The sequence below is a fragment of the Erwinia psychrophila genome (assembly GCF_039023475.1).
GTDB lineage: Bacteria > Pseudomonadota > Gammaproteobacteria > Enterobacterales > Enterobacteriaceae > Erwinia.
On record NZ_JBCHVB010000002.1, the window covers coordinates 185,947 to 207,020 of the forward strand.

Here is a 21,074-nt window from a genome sequence, read left to right on the forward strand (position 1 = left end):
CAGTGGCGGGTGCTGCATGGTCTGGCTGGCGGCGGGACAGTCAGCCGCAGGTGGGGAGATTAACGTTTATTGTCAACGATGCCGCCACGCCCTTGTGTTGGTCGGGCGGCTTTCCGTCGATCCGGTCGTAAATGGCTTACGTGGCGAGGGCTGACATAGTGCAGATTAAGGGCTGACACAGGCCGGATAGAGAACTAACCCCGCCTGGTCTGTCGCGAAACTAATCCAGATCTGCGCCGTTGCTGGCAATCACCTTCTTATACCACCAGAACGATTTTTTGCGCGTGCGCGCCAGCGTCCCCTGCCCGCGATCGTCCCGATCGACATGGACAAAACCGTAGCGTTTGCTCATCTCGCCGGTAGAAGCGGAAACCAGATCGATACAGCCCCAGCTGGTATAGCCCATAACCGGAATGCCATCTTCGATCGCTTCCGCTATCGCGCGAATATGCTCGCGTAAATAGCTGATACGGTAATCATCCTCAATCTCGCCCTGAGCGTTAAACGTATCCTTCGCGCCCAGCCCGTTCTCCACCAGAAACAGCGGTTTCTGATAGCGGTCGTACATCATATTCATGGTGATGCGCAGCCCCAGCGGATCGATGCCCCAGCCCCACTCGCTGGCCTCGATGTGAGGGTTTTTCAGCGATTTAACGACGTTCGCTGCGCTGGTGTTCTGGCTGTTCATCTCCGCGGAGGCGCAGCGTGAGGCGTAATAGCTGAAAGAGACGAAATCGACCGTGTGGCGCAAAATTTCGCTGTCTTCAGGGAGGATCTCAATGGCGACCCCCTGCTCGCGGAACATCCGCTGAGTCCATGCCGGATAAGCGCCACGGGCCTGCACGTCAATAAAGAACAGGTTTTCGCGATCCTTTTCGAGCGCCGCCCAGACATCTTCCGGCTTGCAGGACCAGGGATAGAAATTTCCGCCCGCCAGCATGCAACCCACCTGGTTTTGCGGGTTCACCTCATGGGCGATTTTTGTCGCCAGCGCGCTGGCCAGCAGCTCGTGATGGGCGGCCTGATATTTTACCTGCTGCTGATTTTCCCCTTCGGCAAAGACCAGCCCGGCACCGGAAAACGGGCTGTGCAGCAGGATATTGATCTCATTAAAGGTCAGCCAGTACTTCACCAGACCATCAAAGGCTTCAAAACAGGTGCGCGCATAGCGGGTAAAAAAGTCGACCATTTTGCGGCTGCGCCAGGAGCCATACTCTTTAACCAGATGCATCGGAACATCGAAGTGGCACAGCGTGACCAGCGGCTCGATATTATATTTTTTGCACTCGTTAAACAGATCGCGGTAGAAAGCGATGCCGGCTTCATTCGGCATCAGCTCATCGCCCTGCGGATAAAGACGGCTCCAGGCGATAGAGGTACGAAATACCCTGAACCCCATCTCCGCCATTAACGCAATATCTTCTTTATAACGATGGTAGAAATCGATCCCGTCGTGGCTGGGATAAAACTCATCGTCACGCCAGCTAAAACGCGGCTGCTGGCCCAACTTAACCGCCAGACGTTCCGGCCCGTGCGGAAGCATATCCACCGTCGCCGTGCCTTTGCCCCCTTCACGCCAGGCGCCTTCGGCCTGGTTTGCAGCGATGGCGCCACCCCATAAAAATCCTGCGGGAAATTTGGTTTCCATATGCGTCCTCTGTTAATACGTTTTCACGGCCTGAGAATCGGTGGACCAGGCGGCAGGCCGTCCGGTCGTCGCTTCGCTTGTTGTCTCTGCCTCCACCGGAATATCCTCAAAGCCCAGAATTAAAGTAAGTATGAAAGAGAGAATCACGGCCAGTGCCATTACGGCAAATACCCAGACGATGCTCATTGGATTTGCCGGATCGAAGAACTGTACGCTGGTGAACAGACCGGGTGCCGCCATCGAATGGCTTGCCAGTCCGGCAACCCCCGCTACCGCACCACAGACAAACCCGCTTATCAGGCTGGCGATCAGCGGACGCTTGAGGCGTACCGCCACGCCATACAGCGCAGGTTCTGAGATCCCGGCAACGATAGCGGAAGCGGCGGCGGCCAGCGCGGTCTGACGCAGTTCCGGATTTTTCGTGCGCCAGGCGACCGCCAGCGACGAGCCGCCCAGCGACAGGTTGGCGCCGATTTCAGAGGGCATAACCATCCCTTCTTTGCCGGTTTCCGCAATGGTCTGAATAATGGTCGGGGTAAAGACGCGGTGCATACCGGTCATCACCAGCAGTGGCCAGAGCGCGCCCATAATGGCGACCGAGAGCCAGCCGAGGTAATGATGGATGGTATAGACCACCGCTGAGATGCCGCTGCCGATCCAGATGCCAAGCGGTCCAATCAGCAGAATAGCGATCGGCGAGGCGATCAGGACGATCAGCATCGGCTTAAGGAAGTTTTTAGTGACAGCCGGGGTGATTCTGTCCACCCATCTTTCGATCCAGGAGAGGATCCAGGTCATGCAGAGCGCGGGAATAACGGTATAGGTATATTTTACCGCCGTCACCGGCACGCCAGCGAAGTCGACTGCCTGTCCCTGCGCGGCTTTCGCCATCAGGTCGATAAAGTTTGGATGCAGCAGCACGCCAGCTATGGCGATCGCCAGCGACATATTGGTTTTGAATTTTACCGCGGCGGAAGCGGCCACCATCACCGGCAGGAAGAAGAAGGCGCCATCGCCGATGACGTTCAGGATGGTCAGCGTGGAGGAGCCTTTCGGGAAAACGCCAGCCATATCAAGGATCATCGCCAGCAATTTCACCATCGATCCGCCGATGATCGCCGGGATTAGCGGTGACATAGTACCGATCAGCGCATCCAGAATGCCGGCGCCGATGCGTCGCAGGGTCAGTTTGCCTTTTTGCGGCTCGGCATGCTGTGCCTGCATGTTGGCCGGCAACAGCCTGACGACTTCGGCATAGGCCTGCGAGACGGTGTTGCCGATGATGACCTGGCACTGGTTATCGTTTTGCACCACGCCCATTACGCCGGGGATTTTTTTCAGCGTGGCCGCATCAATCCGGCTGTTATCGTTAAGCACAAAGCGCAGGCGCGTCATGCAGTGGGTTACCGCCGCCACGTTATCACCACCACCGATCGCATCGACGATAGCGCGTGAGATTGCCGCGTAATTCTTTGACATGAGTGTGAAACCTCTTGTGTTATGACGCACCTTAATCGCAGGGTGTTTTTTTATATATTATTCATAAGGTTAATTAAGAACGGAGGCTTTCACAGCCCTTGTTCTTGTTACGGATAAATCTAGGTAACCGGTTTCACATAAGATTGATTAACTGCCAAAACAAGATCAATAACTATTTTTTTATCATCAATAATTTGTGATCGGGAGCGTGCTGACACCTTTCAGTTTTGTCAGGTGAAGCAGGAAAAGGATGATCAGGGTAGCTGACGGGATACGATTGGAGGATAAATTGTGTCGGCTACGGCGGGCTGCCAGAAAATTTGATTCCTCGCGGAAGGACCCGATTCACCCGCCGTCCGGAACGCGTCATTTTCTGTGGAATGCCATTTCGGGGCCCGCCATGCAAAAAACGCCATTACAACTTTTCCGGTCGAAAACAGGGCAATAACCTCACGCCGGGGCAGGCAGTCAGAGCTTTAAGACATTTTCTGAAATCCCACAAATTACCTTTAATGTTATGGATTGTTATTTTTAATTCAGCAGGTAAATAAAGACTTTGTTCTGAATTTTGTAACACCGGACCTGGTGTGTGGAAATTAACGGCTTTAAAAATATAAAAAATAAGAGATTTATACTAATTTGTTTTTTGTTTTTATTAACTATCAATCGGTTAAGTTGGCTTGAATATGCAGGGGAGAAATAAAAAAAACGCTGAGAAACTATTTCATTTCAATAATTATCCACAAGTAATTAATCACCTCTGCTGCCACATAATTTCATATTTAGGATCATTCTTAATATAATTTCATTAATTAACGCTTGATTACTTAACTCAAATTTTTTCAAGAGAGGTTGGCGTAAAATATATGAAAATAATATGAAGGAAATCACCTTTTTACGTCGTTATATTTCCTTTTGTTACTGGCGGAAATAAAAACTTTCTGCCAAACCTGATATTCACACCGGCTCGTTTAGGGCGGTGGGACTTTTCTACAAATTGAATAATTTTAAAAATCCTTGTCTGAAAATTAATAAAGGGTGGTATTGGCAATGGTCAGGAAAAGCAGAAAGTTGGCTCTGCCTCAGCGTGTAACGCAATCTGGGATGGAAAGGCGATGCGCACGTTTAAGCGTGCTGGCGGTAGCGGTATGTCTGGGTTCTGTCGGTCAGGCTGCGGCAGGCAGTTATATTGAACAGGGCGCCGCGGGCAATCCGGCAAGCTGGCGCAGTAATGAATATCAAGCGGAATGGGGGCTGGGCGCGATTAACGCGGATAAAGCCTATGCTGCCGGCTACAGCGGCAAAGGCGTTAAGCTGGGCATTTTCGATCAGTCTGTTTATGCCGCACATTCGGAGTTTTCCGGCAGCGATAAAGTGATTAACCTGGTGACCGAAGGCATACGCGCCTACACCGACCCTTATATTCCGGTAAAAGCGGGTGATGCGTTCCGCTATGACGGCACGCCCAGCGTGGATTCTGACGGCACGCTGGGATCGCACGGCACGCACGTGGCCGGCATCGCGGCAGGCAGCCGTGACGGCGGCCCCATGCACGGCGTCGCTTATGACGCGCAAATCGTCAGCGCTGAAAATGGCGATCCCGGCCCGGAGGATGGCATCGTCCTTGGCAACGATGGCGCGGTCTATAAAGCGGGCTGGGACGCGCTCAGAGAGAGCGGCGTGCGCATTATCAACAACAGCTGGGGCATCGGTATTACCGACAAATTCGCTCAGGGCGGCAGCGATCCGGCTTACCCGCATTTCACCGTGGCCGATGCGCAGAAACAGTTCGATCAAATCAAAACCATCCTCGGCACCGTACCGGGCGGTGCCTATCAGGGCGCGATTGATGCGGCCCGCAGCGGTATCGTCACCATCTTTGCTGCCGGTAATGACTACAACCTCAATAACCCTGACGCGATGGCGGGGCTGGCTTATTTCGTGCCGGATATCGCGCCCAACTGGCTTTCGGTCGCCAGCGTTGCCGAGGATGAGGCGTCAACCAATAGCGTGCCTTACAGCGTGAGCTACTTCTCTTCCCAGTGCGGTTATACCGCCAGCTTCTGCGTCTCAGCGCCCGGCTCCCGCGTTTACAGCTCGGTAATTGAGGGGACCAGCGTTGATAACCTCACCACTGACTATGCCAAATACAGCGGCACCTCAATGGCGGCTCCGCACGTAGCCGGTAGCATAGCCGTATTAATGGAGCGCTACCCCTATATGAGCGGCGCACAGGTGGCGCAGGTGCTGAAAACCACGGCAACCGATATGGGCGATCCCGGCATCGATGCGCTCTACGGCTGGGGGATGATCGACCTTAGCAAAGCGATTAACGGGCCAGGTAAGTTCTATACCGTTGAAGATATCCCTGAAGCGCTGCGCGTACCGGATCCGGAAGGCGTCGCCTATGGTCCCTCTCAGTTCGTTGCCAATATCCCTGGCACCGGCGCTACGGTGGATGCGGGCACGCCTTATGCGCGAATTTGTAATGACGTACAGTGTGGTTTTGATCTCTGGTCTAACGATATTTCCGGTCACGGCGGGCTGACCAAAGAGGGCACCGGGGGGCTCTGGCTCACCGGCACAAACACCTATTCCGGACCAACGCTGGTTAATGCCGGCCTGCTGGCGGTCAACGGATCGCTGACGTCAGACGTCAGGGTACAGCAGCGCGGCATCCTGGGCGGCTCAGGAAGTGTAGGCTCGTTAACCGTCGCCAGCGGCGGTACCGTTGCGCCGGGCAACTCGATCGGCACGCTGAACGTCAACGGCGATGTGACCTTTGAAGAAGGATCGCGTTACGCCGTTGAGGTTGCCCCTGACGGACGCAGCGACCGTATCGCCAGCACCAGCGCCATCACGATTAACGGTGGTGAAGTGTTAGTCTCGCTGGAAAACAGCGCCAACCTGCTTAGCCAGAGCGAAGCGCAAAGCCTGACGGGACGGTACAATATTCTGACGGCGGAACAGGGGATTAGCGGTGAGTTCGACAGCTTGCTGCCGGGTTACGCTTTCGCCTTCGTGGGGACTTCGCTCAACTATCAGGATAATCAGCTCTCGCTGGCGGTGGGCCGCAACGACGTCGCCTTTGCCAGCGTCGCCGAATCCGCTACTCAGCGGTCGGTCGCGGCGGCGGCAGAAGCGCTGGGGGCAGGTAATCCGGTCTATGAAAGCCTGCTGCTGAGCGGAACGCCTGGCGAAGCGCGTCAGGCGTTCCAGCAGCTTGGGGGCCAGGTCCACGCCGATATCGCTTCGGCACAGGTTAACGACAGCCGTTATCTGCGTGACACGCTGAACGATCGTCTGCGCCAGGCGGAAGGGCTGGCCGGATCGCCGGAGATCAAGACTGATGAGGGAGGCTCCTGGGCGAAGCTGCTGGGCGCGTGGGATCACGCTTCCGGCGACGCCAGCGCCACCGGCTATCAGGCTTCAACTTACGGCGTGCTGCTGGGGCTGGATTCCACTCTGATGGATAGCGCACGTATCGGCGTCGCCACCGGCTATACCCGCACCTCGCTTGACGGCGGCTACGGTTCAAATGCCGACAGCGATAACTACCACCTGGCGGTCTACGGCGGTAAAGAGTATGGCGCGCTGGCGTTGCGTGCTGGCGCAGCCTACACCTGGCACCGCTTCGATACTGAACGCTCCGTTACCTACGGGGATCAGTTCGATCGGGCCAGCGCCAGGTACAACGCCCGTACCGAACAGTTCTTCGCCGAAGCGGGTTACAGCATGCCGGCGGGTCCGGTCAATATCGAACCCTTCGCCAACCTCTCGTATATTAACTTCCAGAACAACCGTATCGCTGAACAGGGCGGAGCGGCGGCACTGCATGGCGACAAGCAGCACACCGACGCCACGCTCTCCACGCTGGGTCTGCGCTCTGACCTTGAATGGGAAGTGAGCCAGGGCACGGCAGTCGCGCTGCGCGGCGAACTGGGCTGGCAGCATCAGTATGGCGATCTGGATCGCGGAACCGGGCTGAAGTTTAACGGCAGCAGCACGCCGTTCGTGGTAAACAGCGTCTCCGCTTCACGCGACGGCGCTGTCATCAAGGCCAGCGCGGAAGTCGCGCTGAACCAAACCTCTCATCTGTCACTGGGCTACAGCGGTCTGATCTCGGAAAACTACCAGGATAACAGCGTCAACGCTGGTTTCAGCTGGAACTTCTGAGTGTGGCATCAACCATGGGGGCCGTTCGCGGCCCCTTTTTTATCGCTTCACGTTATGGCGGACGCCGTGCTGCATAAAATGTGCAGCGACAGTTCGGGAAGCATGTGGTCTGGTTGAATGGCTTCTGGGCGTAAACCAAAACTGAAACGGAAGCGAAAACAGAGTGAGTCTGACCCAGCCTGCCGGTAGCGGCTACAGGGCAGAAAGGCTGACGCCAGGAGCGGTATTATGCAGGGTTATTGAGGGGAAATATATTCGGCTATCAGTGACTTTGTGCGGGTTTATGAGGGGGAGAGAAAACGTCTGCGGTAACCCGACATCGCTTCGATCTGGTGATCCTGGTGAAAAACAACGTGCCCTGGGTCGCCGACGGGCTACGCAGCCTTGGCAGCTCGGTGGACCGCAAGGAGTTCCAGAAGCGGCCGATCGCGCTGCCTGAAGAGAACAATATCGCCTTTAAGCATGTGGAGCAGGATAGCTACGACGGACGCTTTCTGCGCTGCGTGGCGTTGGTGAAGGAGATGCTGGGCGCGTAAGGCTCTGAAGTCTGGCGGCAGGGCGCTTTGTTTTGTGTTTTGCCGCTCGTATCAGGCAGAAGAGATTTCTGGAGTAGGGCAAGTTGTCTTTGTGTTCAGATGTTAAGGTTATGGAGTATAACTGCCTGAAATATAGCAAGTTTTCTTTATGTTCAGGTATTAAGGTCAGGGAGAGTGGGCTGAACACAAAGACGCCGTGAACCCATCCGTGGGGGCTGCGAAGCGGCGTCCATGCCGCTTAGCCTTTGCTTATCAGCCCACTCTCCCTTCCCAATAGCCATGGTGTTGCCTGTTAAAGAAAACCAAAACCAACTTCTAAACCCCAATCCAAACCTAAACCCAAATCGTCTTTTGACCTGTGTGAACGTTGAAATCAAAGACAACACTGCATGTTCTGGGGGCGCCATAGAGCACGTTAGCCGGGTGGATGCCGCAGGGATGCGGCATCCAGGCTTGCGCTAATGCTGCCCCGATAGCTGGTTTAATATCTTGCACTACGGCGTCTCGGATAACGTGCTCTATGGTGACACCTTTCCACCGCAGCCGGTTTTGACCTGTGTGAACATTGAAATCAAAGACAACACCGAATCTCCTGGGTGACACCATAGAGCGCATTAGCCGAGTATCTGCCGCAGGAATGCGGCATCCAAATCTCCAGGGATGGATTCACGACGTCCAGGATAACGTGCTCTATGATGACGCCTTTCCACCACAGCCGGTTTTGACCTGTGTGAGCACTGAATTAAATGACATGGTGACCGGCCAGGTTTTAACGTTGTTGACGCACAGCCAGGCCATGCGTCCCCAACTTGTGCTAGTAAACCATCACCACTTTTCCGCGCATATGGCCTTCAAGCACTAGTTTATGGGCTTCTGTCAGGGTTTCCACGCTCAGCCCCTGCAGCGTTTTGTTCAGCGTGGTCGTGATTTTCCCTGCATCCAGCAGCTTCGCCGTGGCATCCAGAATCTCACCCTGACGGGCGATATCCGGCGTGTTAAACATGCTGCGGGTATACATAAGTTCGAAATGCAGCGCGGCGCTTTTCAGCTTCAGCTGATTCATTTCTAACGGCTTCTCATTCTCTACGATGGTGCAGATATGCCCCTGCGGCGCAATCAGTTTTGCCATCGCCTCCCAGTGACCATCGGTGTCATTCAGGCAGAAAATGTAATCGACCTGCTTCAGACCGTGCTTCTCCAGCTCGCCGACCATATCTTTATAATCGATCACCAGGTCCGCGCCGCGATCTTTACACCACTGTACGGAGTCCGGACGGGAAGCGGTAGCAATCACCTTCACTTTGCTGTGCAGTTTGGCAAACGGGATAGCCAGCGAGCCTACGCCGCCTGCGCCGCCAACGATCAGTAACGTTTTGCCTTCTTCCACCTTATCAAGCTGCAGGCGGTCAAACAGACCTTCCCAGGCGGTCAGCGCCGTCAGCGGGATGGCTGCCGCTTCCGCCCAGTTCAGCGAGGCAGGTTTGTGGCCGGTGATGCGGGCATCGATCAGCTGATGCGTGGTATTGCTGCCCGGACGGGTAAGATCTCCCGCGTAATAGACTTCGTCCCCGGCCTTAAAGCCGCTCACTTTGCTGCCCACTTCCAGCACCACGCCGCTGGCATCCCAACCGAGAATCCGGGGATGCTGCAAACCACTCTTTTGCGCGCCTTTATGGACTTTGGTATCCACGGGATTGACCGAAGCGGCTTTCACTTCAACCAGCAGATCGTATTCCCCCGGCGTCGGTTTTTCCGGCTGAATTTCAATAAACTGCTGTGGTTTTTCTGGATTGATAGCAATCGCTTTAATACTCATGGCGCATCTCCTTTAAGGTGTGATATTCAGTGTAGAAGCTAAGCGGACTCATGATAAGCCGTACAATAACTAACGAAGTGTTCGTTTCAGGTGAACAATTATGTTTAAACAGCTGCAGGATATGGCCCTGTTTGCGCTGGTGGCCGAATGCGGCAGTTTTACCGGGGCGGCAAAGCGCGCCGGATTACCGAAGTCCAGCGTCAGCCAGCGCATCAGTCAGCTTGAGCAGGCGCTGGGTATTCGGCTGATCAACCGTACCACGCGTCAGTTCAATCTGACCTTTGCCGGCGAACGCTACCTGGTGCACTGTCAGGAGATGATGCAGGCCAGCGAGCGTGCCAACATGGCTATACAACGCCTGCGGGATAACCCCAGCGGACGCCTGCGCATTACCTCGCCAGCGGGGATTGGCGCCACGCTACTGGCGCGCTTCAATGCCGCTTTTCAGCAGGAATACCCGGACGTCACGCTTGAAGTTTCCGTCTCGGATGAAGTCCGGGATCTGGTGCAGGAAGGCTACGATGTGGGGCTGCGTACCGGGCAGCCGCAGGACTCATCGCTGATTGGACGGCGCATCGGCTACTGCGAAAGGCTGCTGGTGGCCTCAAAAGGTTATCTGGATAAACGTGAAGCGTTAACCCATCCGCAACAGCTTTCAACGCATCGCTGTATTGCTCATCGCGCCTGGAGCGAGTGGTTACTGAAGCGGGAAGAGGAGTATTACCGCTGGCTGCTGCCGCCCATCCATATGACCGACAACCTGGTCTATGCGCGCGAGTGCGCGTTGGGCGATGCAGGAATCACCCTGCTGCCGAGATTTCTCACCGAGGATATTGTCCCGCACGGAGGGCTGGTGCAGGTGCTGCCGGACTGGCAGGTAGAAGGCAATGAATTGTGGCTGGTCTACCCAAGCCGCAAGCTGAACTCACCCGCGCTGGCACGCTTTATTGATTTCGCGTTGCAGTCGCCCATTTTCCGGGAGTTTTATCAATAGGCAGGGAAGAGAGAGAGACAGAGCAGGGCGAAGAGCTCGCCCTGTCGGAAATGTTAAGGGCGAATCGCTTCGCCCTTTTGATTACTTACTCATACGCTTGTACTTGATGCGTTTTGGCTCAAGCGCCTCGGCACCCAGCGTACGCTTCTTGTACTCTTCGTATTCGGTAAAGTTACCTTCAAAGAACTCGATCTTGCCCTCATCCTGATAATCCAGGATATGGGTGGCGATACGGTCAAGGAACCAGCGGTCATGCGAGATAACCATCGCACAGCCCGGGAACTCCAGCAGGGCGTTTTCCAGCGCGCGCAGGGTTTCAATGTCCAGGTCGTTGGTCGGTTCATCCAGCAGCAGCATGTTGCCGCCAACCTGCAACAGTTTCGCCAGGTGCAGACGACCGCGCTCACCGCCGGAGAGTTCGCCGACGCGTTTGCCCTGATCGACGCCTTTAAAGTTAAAGCGGCCAACATAGGCTCGGCTCGGCATTTCGGTATTGCCCACGCGCATAATATCCTGACCGCCGGAGACTTCTTCCCAAACGGTTTTGGTGTTATCCATGCTGTCGCGGAACTGATCGACGGAGGCCAGTTTGACCGTATCGCCCAGCACGATGCTGCCGGAATCAGGCTGTTCCTGACCGGACATCATGCGGAACAGCGTCGATTTACCGGCGCCGTTCGGGCCGATGATGCCGACAATCGCCCCTTTCGGTACTGAGAAGGAGAGATCGTCAATCAGCAGGCGGTCGCCATATGACTTACGCAGATTCGTGACCTCAACCACTTTATCGCCCAGGCGTGCGCCAGGCGGAATAAACAGTTCGTTGGTTTCGTTACGTTTCTGGTAGTCGCTGCTGTTCAGCTCCTCAAAGCGCGCCAGGCGGGCCTTGCCTTTAGACTGACGGCCTTTCGCGCCGGCCCGAACCCACTCAAGCTCTTTCTCAATGGATTTGCGACGTGCCGCTTCGCTTGAGGCTTCCTGAGCCAGACGCGCATCTTTCTGCTCCAGCCAGGAAGAGTAGTTGCCTTCCCACGGAATGCCTTCGCCACGGTCCAGCTCCAGGATCCAGCCCGCCACGTTGTCGAGGAAGTAACGGTCGTGGGTAATCGCCACCACGGTGCCTTCGAAGTCGTGCAGGAAACGTTCCAGCCACGCGACGGATTCCGCATCCAGGTGGTTCGTCGGTTCGTCCAGCAGCAGCATGTCCGGCTTTTCCAGCAGCAGGCGGCACAGCGCGACGCGGCGGCGTTCACCACCGGAAAGGTTAGCGACCTTCGCGTCCCAGTCCGGCAGGCGCAGCGCATCGGCGGCGCGCTCAAGCTGGGTATTAAGGTTGTGTCCGTCGTGTGCCTGAATGATCTCTTCCAGACGGCCCTGCTCGGCGGCCAGCTTGTCGAAGTCCGCGTCTTCTTCAGCGTACAGCGCGTACACTTCATCCAGGCGTTTCAGCGCGCCCACTACTTCGGCAACGGCTTCTTCTACCGATTCGCGAACGGTATGCTCCAGGTTAAGCTGCGGCTCCTGCGGCAGGTAGCCGATCTTGATGCCGGGCTGTGGACGGGCTTCCCCTTCGATATCGGTATCGATGCCGGCCATGATGCGCAGCAGAGTGGATTTACCCGCGCCGTTCAGGCCAAGTACGCCGATTTTGGCGCCCGGGAAAAAGCTCAGGGAGATATTTTTCAGGATATGACGCTTCGGCGGAACCACTTTGCCGACGCGATGCATGCTATAGACGAATTGAGCCACGTTAGGATGAGCCTCTTGGTGTCTGTGTTTTAAATGGGGCAGAAAGATGCCCGCTCAGATGGGCAAGTTTAGCTGGTTTCCTGCGGTAATCACAGCCGTGACCGGCTGATATCCGTTATCCCCGCGTTGTCATCGCGTTGCCTGTATAAACCTCCGCCAGCCAGGTCCTGAGGAAGCGGCTCAGAAGGCGGAGGAGGGTTCCCCGGTCGCCCTCCGGGCAAGCCTGGTCCGCCGGGCAGATTTATACTTAAGCTGTTTGATTTTCGTCCTCCGGCCACTATGCTGTTTTTTTGCCTTACAAGACAGAGGGATAACCATGAGAGTGCTGATAGCCGCCGATGAAAACGCCTGGGGTGGTATGATCCAACAGTTTCGCCAGACGCTGCCTGACGTGGAATTTATCGCCTCAGCCGGACACGCTGCGGAAAGCCTGGCGGGATATGATGCGCTGATCCCCGGTATGGCTAAGGTGAATGATGCCCTGCTGCAAACGGCCGACCGGCTTAAGCTGATCCAGCAGGCGGGGGCGGGGCTGGAGAGCGTCGATATTAACAGCGCCAGGGCGCTCGGCATTCAGGTGGCGAACGTGCCCTCTGACCGTTCAGGCAATGCGGACTCGGTGGCCGAACTTGGCATCTGGATGATGATTGGCCTGGCGCGTAAGGCACATGAGCTGCCGGAGATGATCGCCACGCGTCAGCTTGGCCTGCCGGTGGGGATGGGGCTGAGCGGAAAAACCGTGGGGCTGGTGGGGCTGGGCGGCATTGGCAAAGCGCTGGCGCATCGACTTGTGCCTTTCGGCGTACGGCTAACGGGCGTGAAGCGGACGGTGGACAGCGGGTTTGCAAAAGCGCACCAGCTCGACTGGCTGGGCAGTATGGATCAGCTGCCTGCGCTGCTGAGCGAGGCGGACTTTGTGATACTGAGCCTGCCCGATAATGTGGACACGCGGAACATTATCGATGAAACCGCGCTGACGCAGATGAAGCCGGGCAGTTTTTTAATCAATCTGGGGCGGGGCGGGCTGATTGAGAAGGCGGCGCTGCTGGCAGCGCTTGAGAGCGGGCATCTTGCCGGCGCGGGGCTGGATGTCTTCTGGCAGGAGCCGCCCGATCCAGAGGACAGCCTGTTTGCCTGTAATGTGATCGCCACGCCGCATGTAGGGGGCGTGACGGATAATTCGCTGGCGGGCAATGTGAACGGCGTGTGTGAAAATCTGCGCCGCCTGCGGGATGGCGAAGAGATCCTGAACCGCTGGGTCTGACCTGCCAGCGCGGCATGCGCGCAACAATGTTAACAGCGGCGCGCTGGCTGCATCCGCGATAAGATCAGCTCTCTGGCTGCCCGCTGATGCTCTTAATCCCCAACTGCGCCAGTCGCTGAGCAAGCTTCTTCGGCGGCGCTTCATCGCTGACCAGCGTACTGAACGCGCTCAGCTCACCAATGCGGGCGGGCAAAACCTTGCCAAACTTGCTGCTGTCCGCAATCAGGATGGTATGACTGGCCCGCTGCATCGCCTGATGCTTCATCGGCAGTTCGTTGAGGTTATAGCAGGTTGCGCCCTGAGCGGCGTCAATGCCGGCCGCAGAGAGAAAGGCTTTACCCGGACAGAGACTGTCCATCACCGAGCCCTGACCAAGCGGCGTGAAGATGGCGTTATCGGCGTGATACTCGCCGCCGTTGAGGATCACTTTACAGGCGGGTTTTTCTTTCAGCGCCAGAAAAGTGTTCATTGCGCAGCAGATGGCGGTAAACGACAGGCTGCTATCAATCGCATCGATGACCCACGGCATGGTGGTGCCGCAGTCGAAAAATACCGTATCGCCCGGCTCAATCAGCTGCGCGGCAAGCTGCCCAAGACGGCGCTTTTTATCCACATTCTGCGCCTGCTGATCCGACACAAAATAGTGGCTTTGGGTGCTTTTGGGATCGCAGACGATGTAGCCGCCCAGCAGCACCACCGAAGAGGGCTGCTCATTCAGATCCCGGCGGATAGTCATCTCAGAAACGCCCAGCAGCTGTGCCGCTTCTTTCAGATGAATTTTATCAGTCCGCTTCAGCGCCTGGGCCAGCTTGTTTACGCGCTCACTGCTACGGGTTTCCATGAACCGGTTTCCTATGAATAAGGCAGGCCGCCTTCCCAGATAAACCACTGCTATTTTAATAGATTGCAGCAAGAAGAGCTGGCAGATAAGTTATCTTACCTGCATCGGGAAAAGGCTGCAAATGGTGGGAGGACGCGTACCATTTCGCTTAGTGGAACCGTGTTATCAGGACAATACCGTCAGTTACCCTTCCTGCAAAAGAAGCGGAGAATTGGACATTCGATACGATAGTTTTATAAAAACTGGACTGACAGTACTTCAACCAGGGGTTAAGTTCAGAACGTTTATTGCCGCTAAAATGCGCATTCCAACAGGATAAGTCGTTACTTTGATGTTTTTTTCTCGGTAATATTTACCTGCCCATTATTTCAGAGCAGGTATGCAGTTAAATCGCGACGAGACCTCTGACGCCGTCCGCCGCCATTGTTTTACCCCGGCCAGACTGCACGATTTCCCCGCGTGACATCACCAGATAACTGTCAGCCAGCTCGGCGGCAAAATCGTAAAACTGTTCGACCAGCAAAATAGCCATATCGCCGCGCTGAGCCAGCTGACGAATTACCGTGCCGATCTCTTTAATGACGGAGGGCTGAATGCCTTCCGTGGGCTCATCCAGGATCAGCAGCTGCGGCTTGCAGGCCAGCGCGCGTCCAATCGCCAACTGCTGCTGCTGGCCGCCGGAAAGATCGCCGCCGCGCCGCTGTTTCATTTCCCGCAATACCGGAAAAAGCTGCCAGATTTCGTCCGGTATCTGTTTCGCACGGGAGCCGGAAAAACGGGACAGCCCCATCAACAGGTTCTCTTCTACCGTAAGGCGTGGAAAAATTTCCCGGCCCTGCGGAACATAAGCCATACCCGCCCGCACGCGCTGGTGCGGTTTACGGTGATTGATAATCTGCTCCTGCCAGGTGACCGTGCCGGATTTCGCCGGGAGCAGGCCCATCAGGCATTTTAACAGCGTGGTTTTCCCCACGCCGTTGCGGCCCAGCAGGCAGGTAATTTCGCCCGTGCGGACTTCAAACGACAGACCTCGCAGGATATGGCTGCCGCCATAGTATTGATTTAAGCCGGTGACTTTCAGCATATTAGCGCCCCAGATAAACGTCGATAACCTGCTCATTGGCCTGCACTTCACGCAGTGAGCCTTCCGCCAGCACCTGACCCTGATGCAGCACCGTAACGCGGTCGGCAATCGCTTCGACAAAGCCCATATCGTGCTCCACCACCATCAGCGAATGCTGACCGGCCAGGTTTTTAAACAGCTCGGCGGTGTATGCCGTTTCCGCATCGGTCATGCCTGCCGCTGGCTCATCCAGCAGCAGCAGATGCGGGTCCTGCACCAGCAGCATACCGATCTCCAGAAACTGTTTCTGACCGTGCGAAAGCAGGCCTGCCGGGCGCTGGCGTTCGGCACCCAGCCGCAGCAGCTTTAGCACCTCGTCAATGCGGTCGCGCTGTTCGCCGTTGAGTTTACCGCGCAGGCAGGCCCAGACCGACTTTTCGGTTTTCAGCGCAATTTCCAGATTTTCAAACACAGAGAGCGCTTCAAACACCGTAGGTTTCTGGAACTTGCGCCCTATACCGATCCGCGCGATCTCCACTGGCGAGAGAGTGGTGAGGTCAGTGCTCTGGTCATAAAAGGCACGGCCATTATCCGGACGAGTTTTGCCAGTGATAACGTCCATCAGCGTGGTCTTACCTGCGCCGTTCGGGCCAATGATGCAGCGCAGCTCGCCCACGCCTATCTGTAGCGAAAGATCGGTAAGCGCCTTAAAACCGTCAAAAGAGACGTTGATCTTCTCCAGCTGCAATACCGGATCGCTCTGCGCACGATAACGATCCGCCGGATGCGGCTGAGTAAAAAGTTGTTCAGTCATGCTTCCTCCGACGGAGCAGGCCAATCACGCCGCGCGGCAGAAACAGCGTGACAAGAATAAACATCAGGCCCAGAAAAAAGAGCCAGTATTCCGGAAAGGCGACGGTAAACCAGCTCTTCGCGCCGTTGACGATCCCGGCGCCCAGCAGCGGACCAATCAGCGTGCCGCGTCCGCCCAACGCCACCCAGATGGCGGCTTCGATAGAGTTGGTTGGCGACATCTCGCCGGGGTTAATAATGCCTACCTGCGGCACGTAGAGCGCACCGGCCAGCCCGCAAAGTACGGCGGAGAGCGTCCAGACAAACAGCTTAAATCCCTGCGGATTGTAGCCGCAGAACGTCAGCCGGTTTTCCGCATCGCGCACCGCCGTCAACACCCGGCCAAATTTGCTGCGCGCCAGCGCAAAACCGATAGCCAGCGTGGCCAGCAGCAGCAATACGGTGGCGACAAACAGACCGATTCGGGTGCCAGTCGCCGTCACCGGAAAGCCGAGCAGGGTGGTAAAGCCGGTAAAGCCGTTGTTGCCGCCGAAGCCGGTTTCGTTGCGGAAAAAGAGCAGCATCCCGGCCCAGGTCAGCGCCTGGGTCATAATAGAAAAATAGACACCTTTGATCTTTGAGCGAAAGGTAAACCAGCCGAAGATGAGCGCCAGCACGCCCGGCACCAGCACAATCAGGCAGAGTGCCCAGGCGAAATGCTGCGTGCCTGTCCAGAACCAGGGCAGGCTGTCCCAGGAAAGAAACGTCATAAAAGCGGGCAGGCCGTCGCCAGCAGCCTGGCGCATCAGGTACATCCCCATCGCGTAGCCGCCCAGCGCAAAAAACAGGCCGTGGCCGAGCGACAGCAGACCGGCATAGCCCCAGACCAGATCCAGCGCCACGGCGACTATGGCGTAGCAGAGTATTTTGCCGATCAGCGTCAGCGTATAGGTTGAGAGCGCCAGCGGATTCTCCGCAGGCAGCAGCGCAAGAAAAGGCAGGATCAGCAGCGCAACCGGCAGTAAGAGGCCAAAAGCGAGGCTGAGACGCGGCGATTTTTGCGCAAGGGTCAGCGTTATGGGTTGCGTCATCAGTCAGTTACCCTTCCTTTCATGGCAAAAAGTCCCTGTGGCCGTTTCTGAATAAACAGCACGATCAGCGCCAGCAGCAGAATTTTCCCCAGTACCGCCCCGATTTGCGGCTCCAGAATTTTGTTCATTATCCCTAAGCCAAATGCGGCGACGACCGTGCCCGCCAGCTGGCCGACGCCACCGGTCACCACCACTAAAAATGAGTCGATAATATAGCTCTGGCCCAGTTCAGGTCCGACGTTGCCGAGCTGCGACAGCGCCACGCCGCCCAGACCCGCAATGCCGGATCCCAGGCCGAAAGCCAGCATATCCACACGTCCGGTGGGCACGCCGCAGCAGTCGGCCATCGCACGATTTTGCGTGACGGCCCGCACGTTCATGCCCAGGCGGGTTTTATTCAGCAGGAGCCAGGTCAGGGTCAGTACGGCAAAAACAAACAGGATGACGGCGATACGGTTATAAGGCAGCACCAGGCCGGGCAGAGCCTGCCAGCCGCCCGACAGCCACGGCGGATTCGCCACCTCCAGATTTTGCGTGCCGAACAGCACGCGCACCAGCTGGATCAGCATCAGGCTGATGCCCCAGGTCGCCAGCAGCGTTTCCAGCGGACGGCCATAAAGATGGCGTACAATGGTGCGCTCCAGCGCCATGCCGATGGCGGCAGTAACGATAAACGCGACCGGCAGCGCCAGCAGGGGATAAAAAGCGAGCCACTCCGGCGCGTAGCGCTGAAACAGCGTCTGCACCAGCCAGGTTGAATAAGCGCCGAGCATCAGCATCTCGCCGTGCGCCATATTAATGACGCCCAGCAGGCCGTAAGTGATCGCCAGCCCCAGCGCGGCCAGCAGCAGTACCGAACCGAGCGAAAGCCCGGCAAAAGCCTGGCCAAGCAGGTCGCCGAGCATCAGCCGCTGCTTAATTTGCTTCAGGCTGTCGGCGGCGGCGGCGCGCACCTGCGCGTCCGCTTCGTTTTGCGGCTGCGTCAAGCGCGTCAGCGTCGCCTGGGTTTGCGGATCGCTGGTTTCACCCAGAAGCTTTACGGCCTGCAGGCGCACCTGTGGGTTAGCATCGGCAACCTGTAAGCTGGCCACGGCCTGGGCCAGAATCGCATGGACGTCGTCATCTTTTTCGACCGCGAGACGCTGAGTCAGCAGCGGTAGCTGATCGGCCTGCGCCTCGTTTTGCAGTTCGCGCGCGGCGGCCAGGCGTGTGGCGGCGCTGTCGCTGACCAGCTGATGCGCTGCCAGCGTGGTAGCGATCAGGATGCGCAGGCGGTTATTCATAAACAGTTTTTTGGTGCTGCCCGCAGGCTGAGTGACGGTATCGAGCGGCATCAACCTGCCGTCGGTAACGCTGAACGGCTGTTTATGCTCGTCCAGCACCACACTTTCTTTGCGTAAGGCCATCAGAAAAGGCAGGCGCGAGGCGTCCGGCGCGGCGGCCCATTGCTGTAACAGGGCGATCTGCTGCGTGCGGCTGGCGGCGGCGAAATCCGCTGCCGGCCCGGCAAAAGCCGCAGGCAACAGACAGAGCGTAAAAAAGAGCGTTAGCAGTTGTCGTAGGATCATCGCAGTGCCCATTCAGTCAGAAGGTGAAAAGCGTTGCCGGGACGGATGACACCCTCCCGGCGCTGGCATTACTGCGTGGTTTTTACCGGATGGTCGGGCTTCTTATCATTGCCCGCAATGTACGGACTCCACGGCTGCGCGCGGACAGGTTTGTCGGTCTGCCATACCACATTGAACTGACCGTTATCTTCGATTTCGCCAATCATGACCGGCTTGTGCAGGTGATGATTGGTTTGATCCATCGTCAGCGTGAAGCCGTCCGGCGCGGTAAAGGTCTGGCCGGCCATTGCCTCACGCACCTTATCGACATCCGTGGTGCCGGCTTTCTCTACCGCCTGCGCCCACATATGGATGCCTACATAGGTGGCCTCCATCGGATCGTTAGTGACAGCGGTCGCCGCATTGGGCAGGTTGTGGGCTTTAGCATAAGCGCGATAGTCGGCCACAAATTTTTCGTTTGTCGGATTCTCTACCGACTGAAAATAGTTCCAGGCGGCCAGGTTGCCGACCAGAGGTTTGGTATCAATGCCGCGTAACTCCTCTTCGCCCACCGAAAAGGCCACCACCGGCACATCGGTCGCTTTAATGCCCTGGTTAGCCAGCTCTTTATAGAAGGGCACGTTGGAATCGCCGTTGATGGTGGAGATCACTGCCGTTTTTCCGCCCGCCGAGAACTTTTTAATATTGGCCACGATAGTCTGGTAATCGCTGTAGCCGAACGGCGTGTAGACCTCTTCAATATCGCCGTCTTTCACCCCTTTGCTGTGCAGGAAGGCGCGCAGGATTTTATTGGTGGTGCGCGGATAGACATAGTCCGTACCGAGCAGGAAGAAACGTTTAGCGCTGCCGCCATCTTCACTCATCAGGTACTCCACCGCAGGGATCGCCTGTTGGTTCGGCGCCGCGCCGGTGTAGAAGACGTTTGGCGACATCTCTTCGCCTTCGTACTGCACCGGGTAGAACAGCAGTCCGTTCAGCTCTTCGAAAACGGGCAGCACCGATTTGCGGGAAACGGAGGTCCAGCAGCCGAAGACCACGGCGGCCTTATCCTGTGAGAGAAGCTGACGCGCTTTTTCAGCGAACAGCGGCCAGTTGGACGCCGGATCGACGACCACCGGCTGTAGCTTTTTGCCAAGCACGCCGCCTTTAGCGTTGATTTCGTCGATGGTCATCAGCGCCACATCCTTTAGCGGCGTTTCTGAAATCGCCATCGTGCCGGAGAGCGAAGAGAGAATGCCGACTTTAATGGTGTCTGCGGCCTGCGCGTTCCATGACACTCCCATACCGATAACGGTGGCCGAAAGCGCAAAGGCCTTCAGCAGTGAACGTCTTTTCATCTGGCGAACCTCAAGAGTTAAGTGAATCGGGTAGCGTTCTTGCCTGCTGCAGCCTGTGCAGCGTTATTTTTCTGACTTCGGCCTTACTGACGGCAATATGCGCCGTCAGAATACGTTGGGCCTCCTTGCTTTGTTGCTGTAGTACCGCCAGCAAAATTTGGGCATGTTCCTGATAAGTTGCGGCAATCCGATCCTCCCGGGTAAAGTCGAGGCGGCGGATAATGCGGATTTTCTCGGTCAGTTCGGCGTGGATACGGGCCATCTCGCTGTTGCCCGCCGCCGCCACTATCGTCATATGGAAGGCTTCATCATGCAGCGAGATTTCCTTGCCTTCCGCCAGCGGCGCGGCCTCGATCCAGAACTGCCACAGCTCGCGTAGTCGCTGGCTGGTTTGCGCTTCCGGCATTGCGCACAGGCGACGCACGGCTTCGCACTCCAGCACTATGCGTAAGTCGTACAACTCCTCAAAGCGGGTGAAATCGAAGTCACATACCTGCCAGCCACTGCGAAACCAGACTTCGACATAGCCTTCGCGCGCCAGCCGGAACAGCGCCTGACGCACCGGCGTACGGCTGACCGCCATGCGCCCGGCAATTTCGTTTTCGCTGAAGCGGTCGCCCGGCATCAGACGAAAATCGAAGATATCGTTTTTAATCGTCTGGTAGATCTTGTCCGCCAGCGCCTGTGGACGATCCTGATTTTTTTGCCGCGCCTGCATAA

Annotated in this window: 14 protein-coding genes and 1 pseudogene; 4 read left to right on the forward strand and 11 right to left on the reverse strand. The window is 56.7% G+C overall.

The annotated features are described in order from the left end of the window. Window positions 1-220 precede the first annotated feature (220 nt). Together AAH446_RS06975 and ascF are read right to left on the reverse strand one after the other, a co-directional pair. A complete protein-coding gene (locus AAH446_RS06975; protein WP_342905993.1) occupies window positions 221-1,648 on the reverse strand; it encodes a 6-phospho-beta-glucosidase in 1,428 nt (475 codons plus the stop codon). 12 nt (window positions 1,649-1,660) lie between these two features. Beyond that, window positions 1,661-3,127, reverse strand: coding sequence for a PTS cellobiose/arbutin/salicin transporter subunit IIBC (ascF, locus tag AAH446_RS06980; protein WP_342905994.1), 1,467 nt, complete (start codon window positions 3,125-3,127; stop codon window positions 1,661-1,663). Window positions 3,128-4,231: 1,104 nt separating this feature from the next. Between ascF and AAH446_RS06985 the strand changes: the two genes are divergently transcribed. Continuing rightward, window positions 4,232-7,303, forward strand: coding sequence for an autotransporter outer membrane beta-barrel domain-containing protein (locus AAH446_RS06985; protein WP_342905995.1), 3,072 nt, complete (start codon window positions 4,232-4,234; stop codon window positions 7,301-7,303). Window positions 7,304-7,611: 308 nt separating this feature from the next. Beyond that, a pseudogene (locus AAH446_RS06990) lies at window positions 7,612-7,839 on the forward strand (multifunctional transcriptional regulator/nicotinamide-nucleotide adenylyltransferase/ribosylnicotinamide kinase NadR); the annotation flags it as partial. Between the two features lie 814 nt (window positions 7,840-8,653). Here the strand turns inward: AAH446_RS06990 and AAH446_RS06995 are convergent. Beyond that, window positions 8,654-9,655, reverse strand: coding sequence for a zinc-binding alcohol dehydrogenase family protein (locus AAH446_RS06995; RefSeq protein ID WP_342905996.1), 1,002 nt, complete (start codon window positions 9,653-9,655; stop codon window positions 8,654-8,656). A gap of 97 nt (window positions 9,656-9,752) precedes the next feature. Between AAH446_RS06995 and AAH446_RS07000 the strand changes: the two genes are divergently transcribed. Continuing rightward, window positions 9,753-10,649 (forward strand): LysR family transcriptional regulator, encoded by an 897-nt coding sequence (locus AAH446_RS07000; protein ID WP_342906365.1) that lies wholly within the window; start codon window positions 9,753-9,755, stop codon window positions 10,647-10,649. 81 nt (window positions 10,650-10,730) lie between these two features. Here the strand turns inward: AAH446_RS07000 and ettA are convergent, their stop codons facing one another. Further along, entirely contained in the window at window positions 10,731-12,398 is a 1,668-nt protein-coding gene (gene ettA / locus AAH446_RS07005; RefSeq protein ID WP_342905997.1) for an energy-dependent translational throttle protein EttA, read from the reverse strand. 316 nt (window positions 12,399-12,714) lie between these two features. Here ettA and AAH446_RS07010 point away from each other — a divergent pair, with 316 nt between their 5' ends. Further along, window positions 12,715-13,662, forward strand: coding sequence for a 2-hydroxyacid dehydrogenase (locus AAH446_RS07010; protein WP_342905998.1), 948 nt, complete (start codon window positions 12,715-12,717; stop codon window positions 13,660-13,662). Window positions 13,663-13,726: 64 nt separating this feature from the next. On the opposite strand, the gene deoR is transcribed toward AAH446_RS07010, so the two are convergent. The 7 genes from deoR to AAH446_RS07045 form a co-directional block, all read right to left on the reverse strand. Next, the gene (deoR, locus tag AAH446_RS07015; protein ID WP_342905999.1) at window positions 13,727-14,503 is read right to left on the reverse strand and encodes a DNA-binding transcriptional repressor DeoR; all 777 of its coding nucleotides are present in this window, start codon (window positions 14,501-14,503) and stop codon (window positions 13,727-13,729) included. Between the two features lie 385 nt (window positions 14,504-14,888). After that, window positions 14,889-15,587 carry an urea ABC transporter ATP-binding subunit UrtE gene (gene urtE, locus AAH446_RS07020; RefSeq protein WP_342906000.1) on the reverse strand — a complete coding sequence of 233 codons (699 nt, stop codon included), beginning with the start codon at window positions 15,585-15,587 and terminating at the stop codon, window positions 14,889-14,891. A 1-nt stretch (window position 15,588) separates the two neighbouring features. After that, the gene (gene urtD, locus AAH446_RS07025; protein WP_342906001.1) at window positions 15,589-16,380 is read right to left on the reverse strand and encodes an urea ABC transporter ATP-binding protein UrtD; all 792 of its coding nucleotides are present in this window, start codon (window positions 16,378-16,380) and stop codon (window positions 15,589-15,591) included. After that, a complete protein-coding gene (gene urtC / locus AAH446_RS07030) occupies window positions 16,373-17,449 on the reverse strand; it encodes an urea ABC transporter permease subunit UrtC (RefSeq protein WP_342906002.1) in 1,077 nt (358 codons plus the stop codon). The genes urtD and urtC overlap by 8 nt, the downstream gene beginning before the upstream one ends. Beyond that, window positions 17,449-19,017, reverse strand: a complete 1,569-nt coding sequence (gene urtB, locus AAH446_RS07035) for an urea ABC transporter permease subunit UrtB (RefSeq protein WP_342906003.1) — start codon at window positions 19,015-19,017, stop codon at window positions 17,449-17,451. The genes urtC and urtB overlap by 1 nt, the downstream gene beginning before the upstream one ends. A 68-nt stretch (window positions 19,018-19,085) precedes the next feature. Beyond that, on the reverse strand, window positions 19,086-20,354 hold the full coding sequence (gene urtA, locus AAH446_RS07040) for an urea ABC transporter substrate-binding protein (RefSeq protein WP_342906004.1): 1,269 nt from the start codon (window positions 20,352-20,354) through the stop codon (window positions 19,086-19,088). Window positions 20,355-20,364: 10 nt separating this feature from the next. Next, window positions 20,365-21,072, reverse strand: coding sequence for a GntR family transcriptional regulator (locus AAH446_RS07045; RefSeq protein ID WP_342906005.1), 708 nt, complete (start codon window positions 21,070-21,072; stop codon window positions 20,365-20,367). Between the last annotated feature and the right edge of the window lie 2 nt (window positions 21,073-21,074).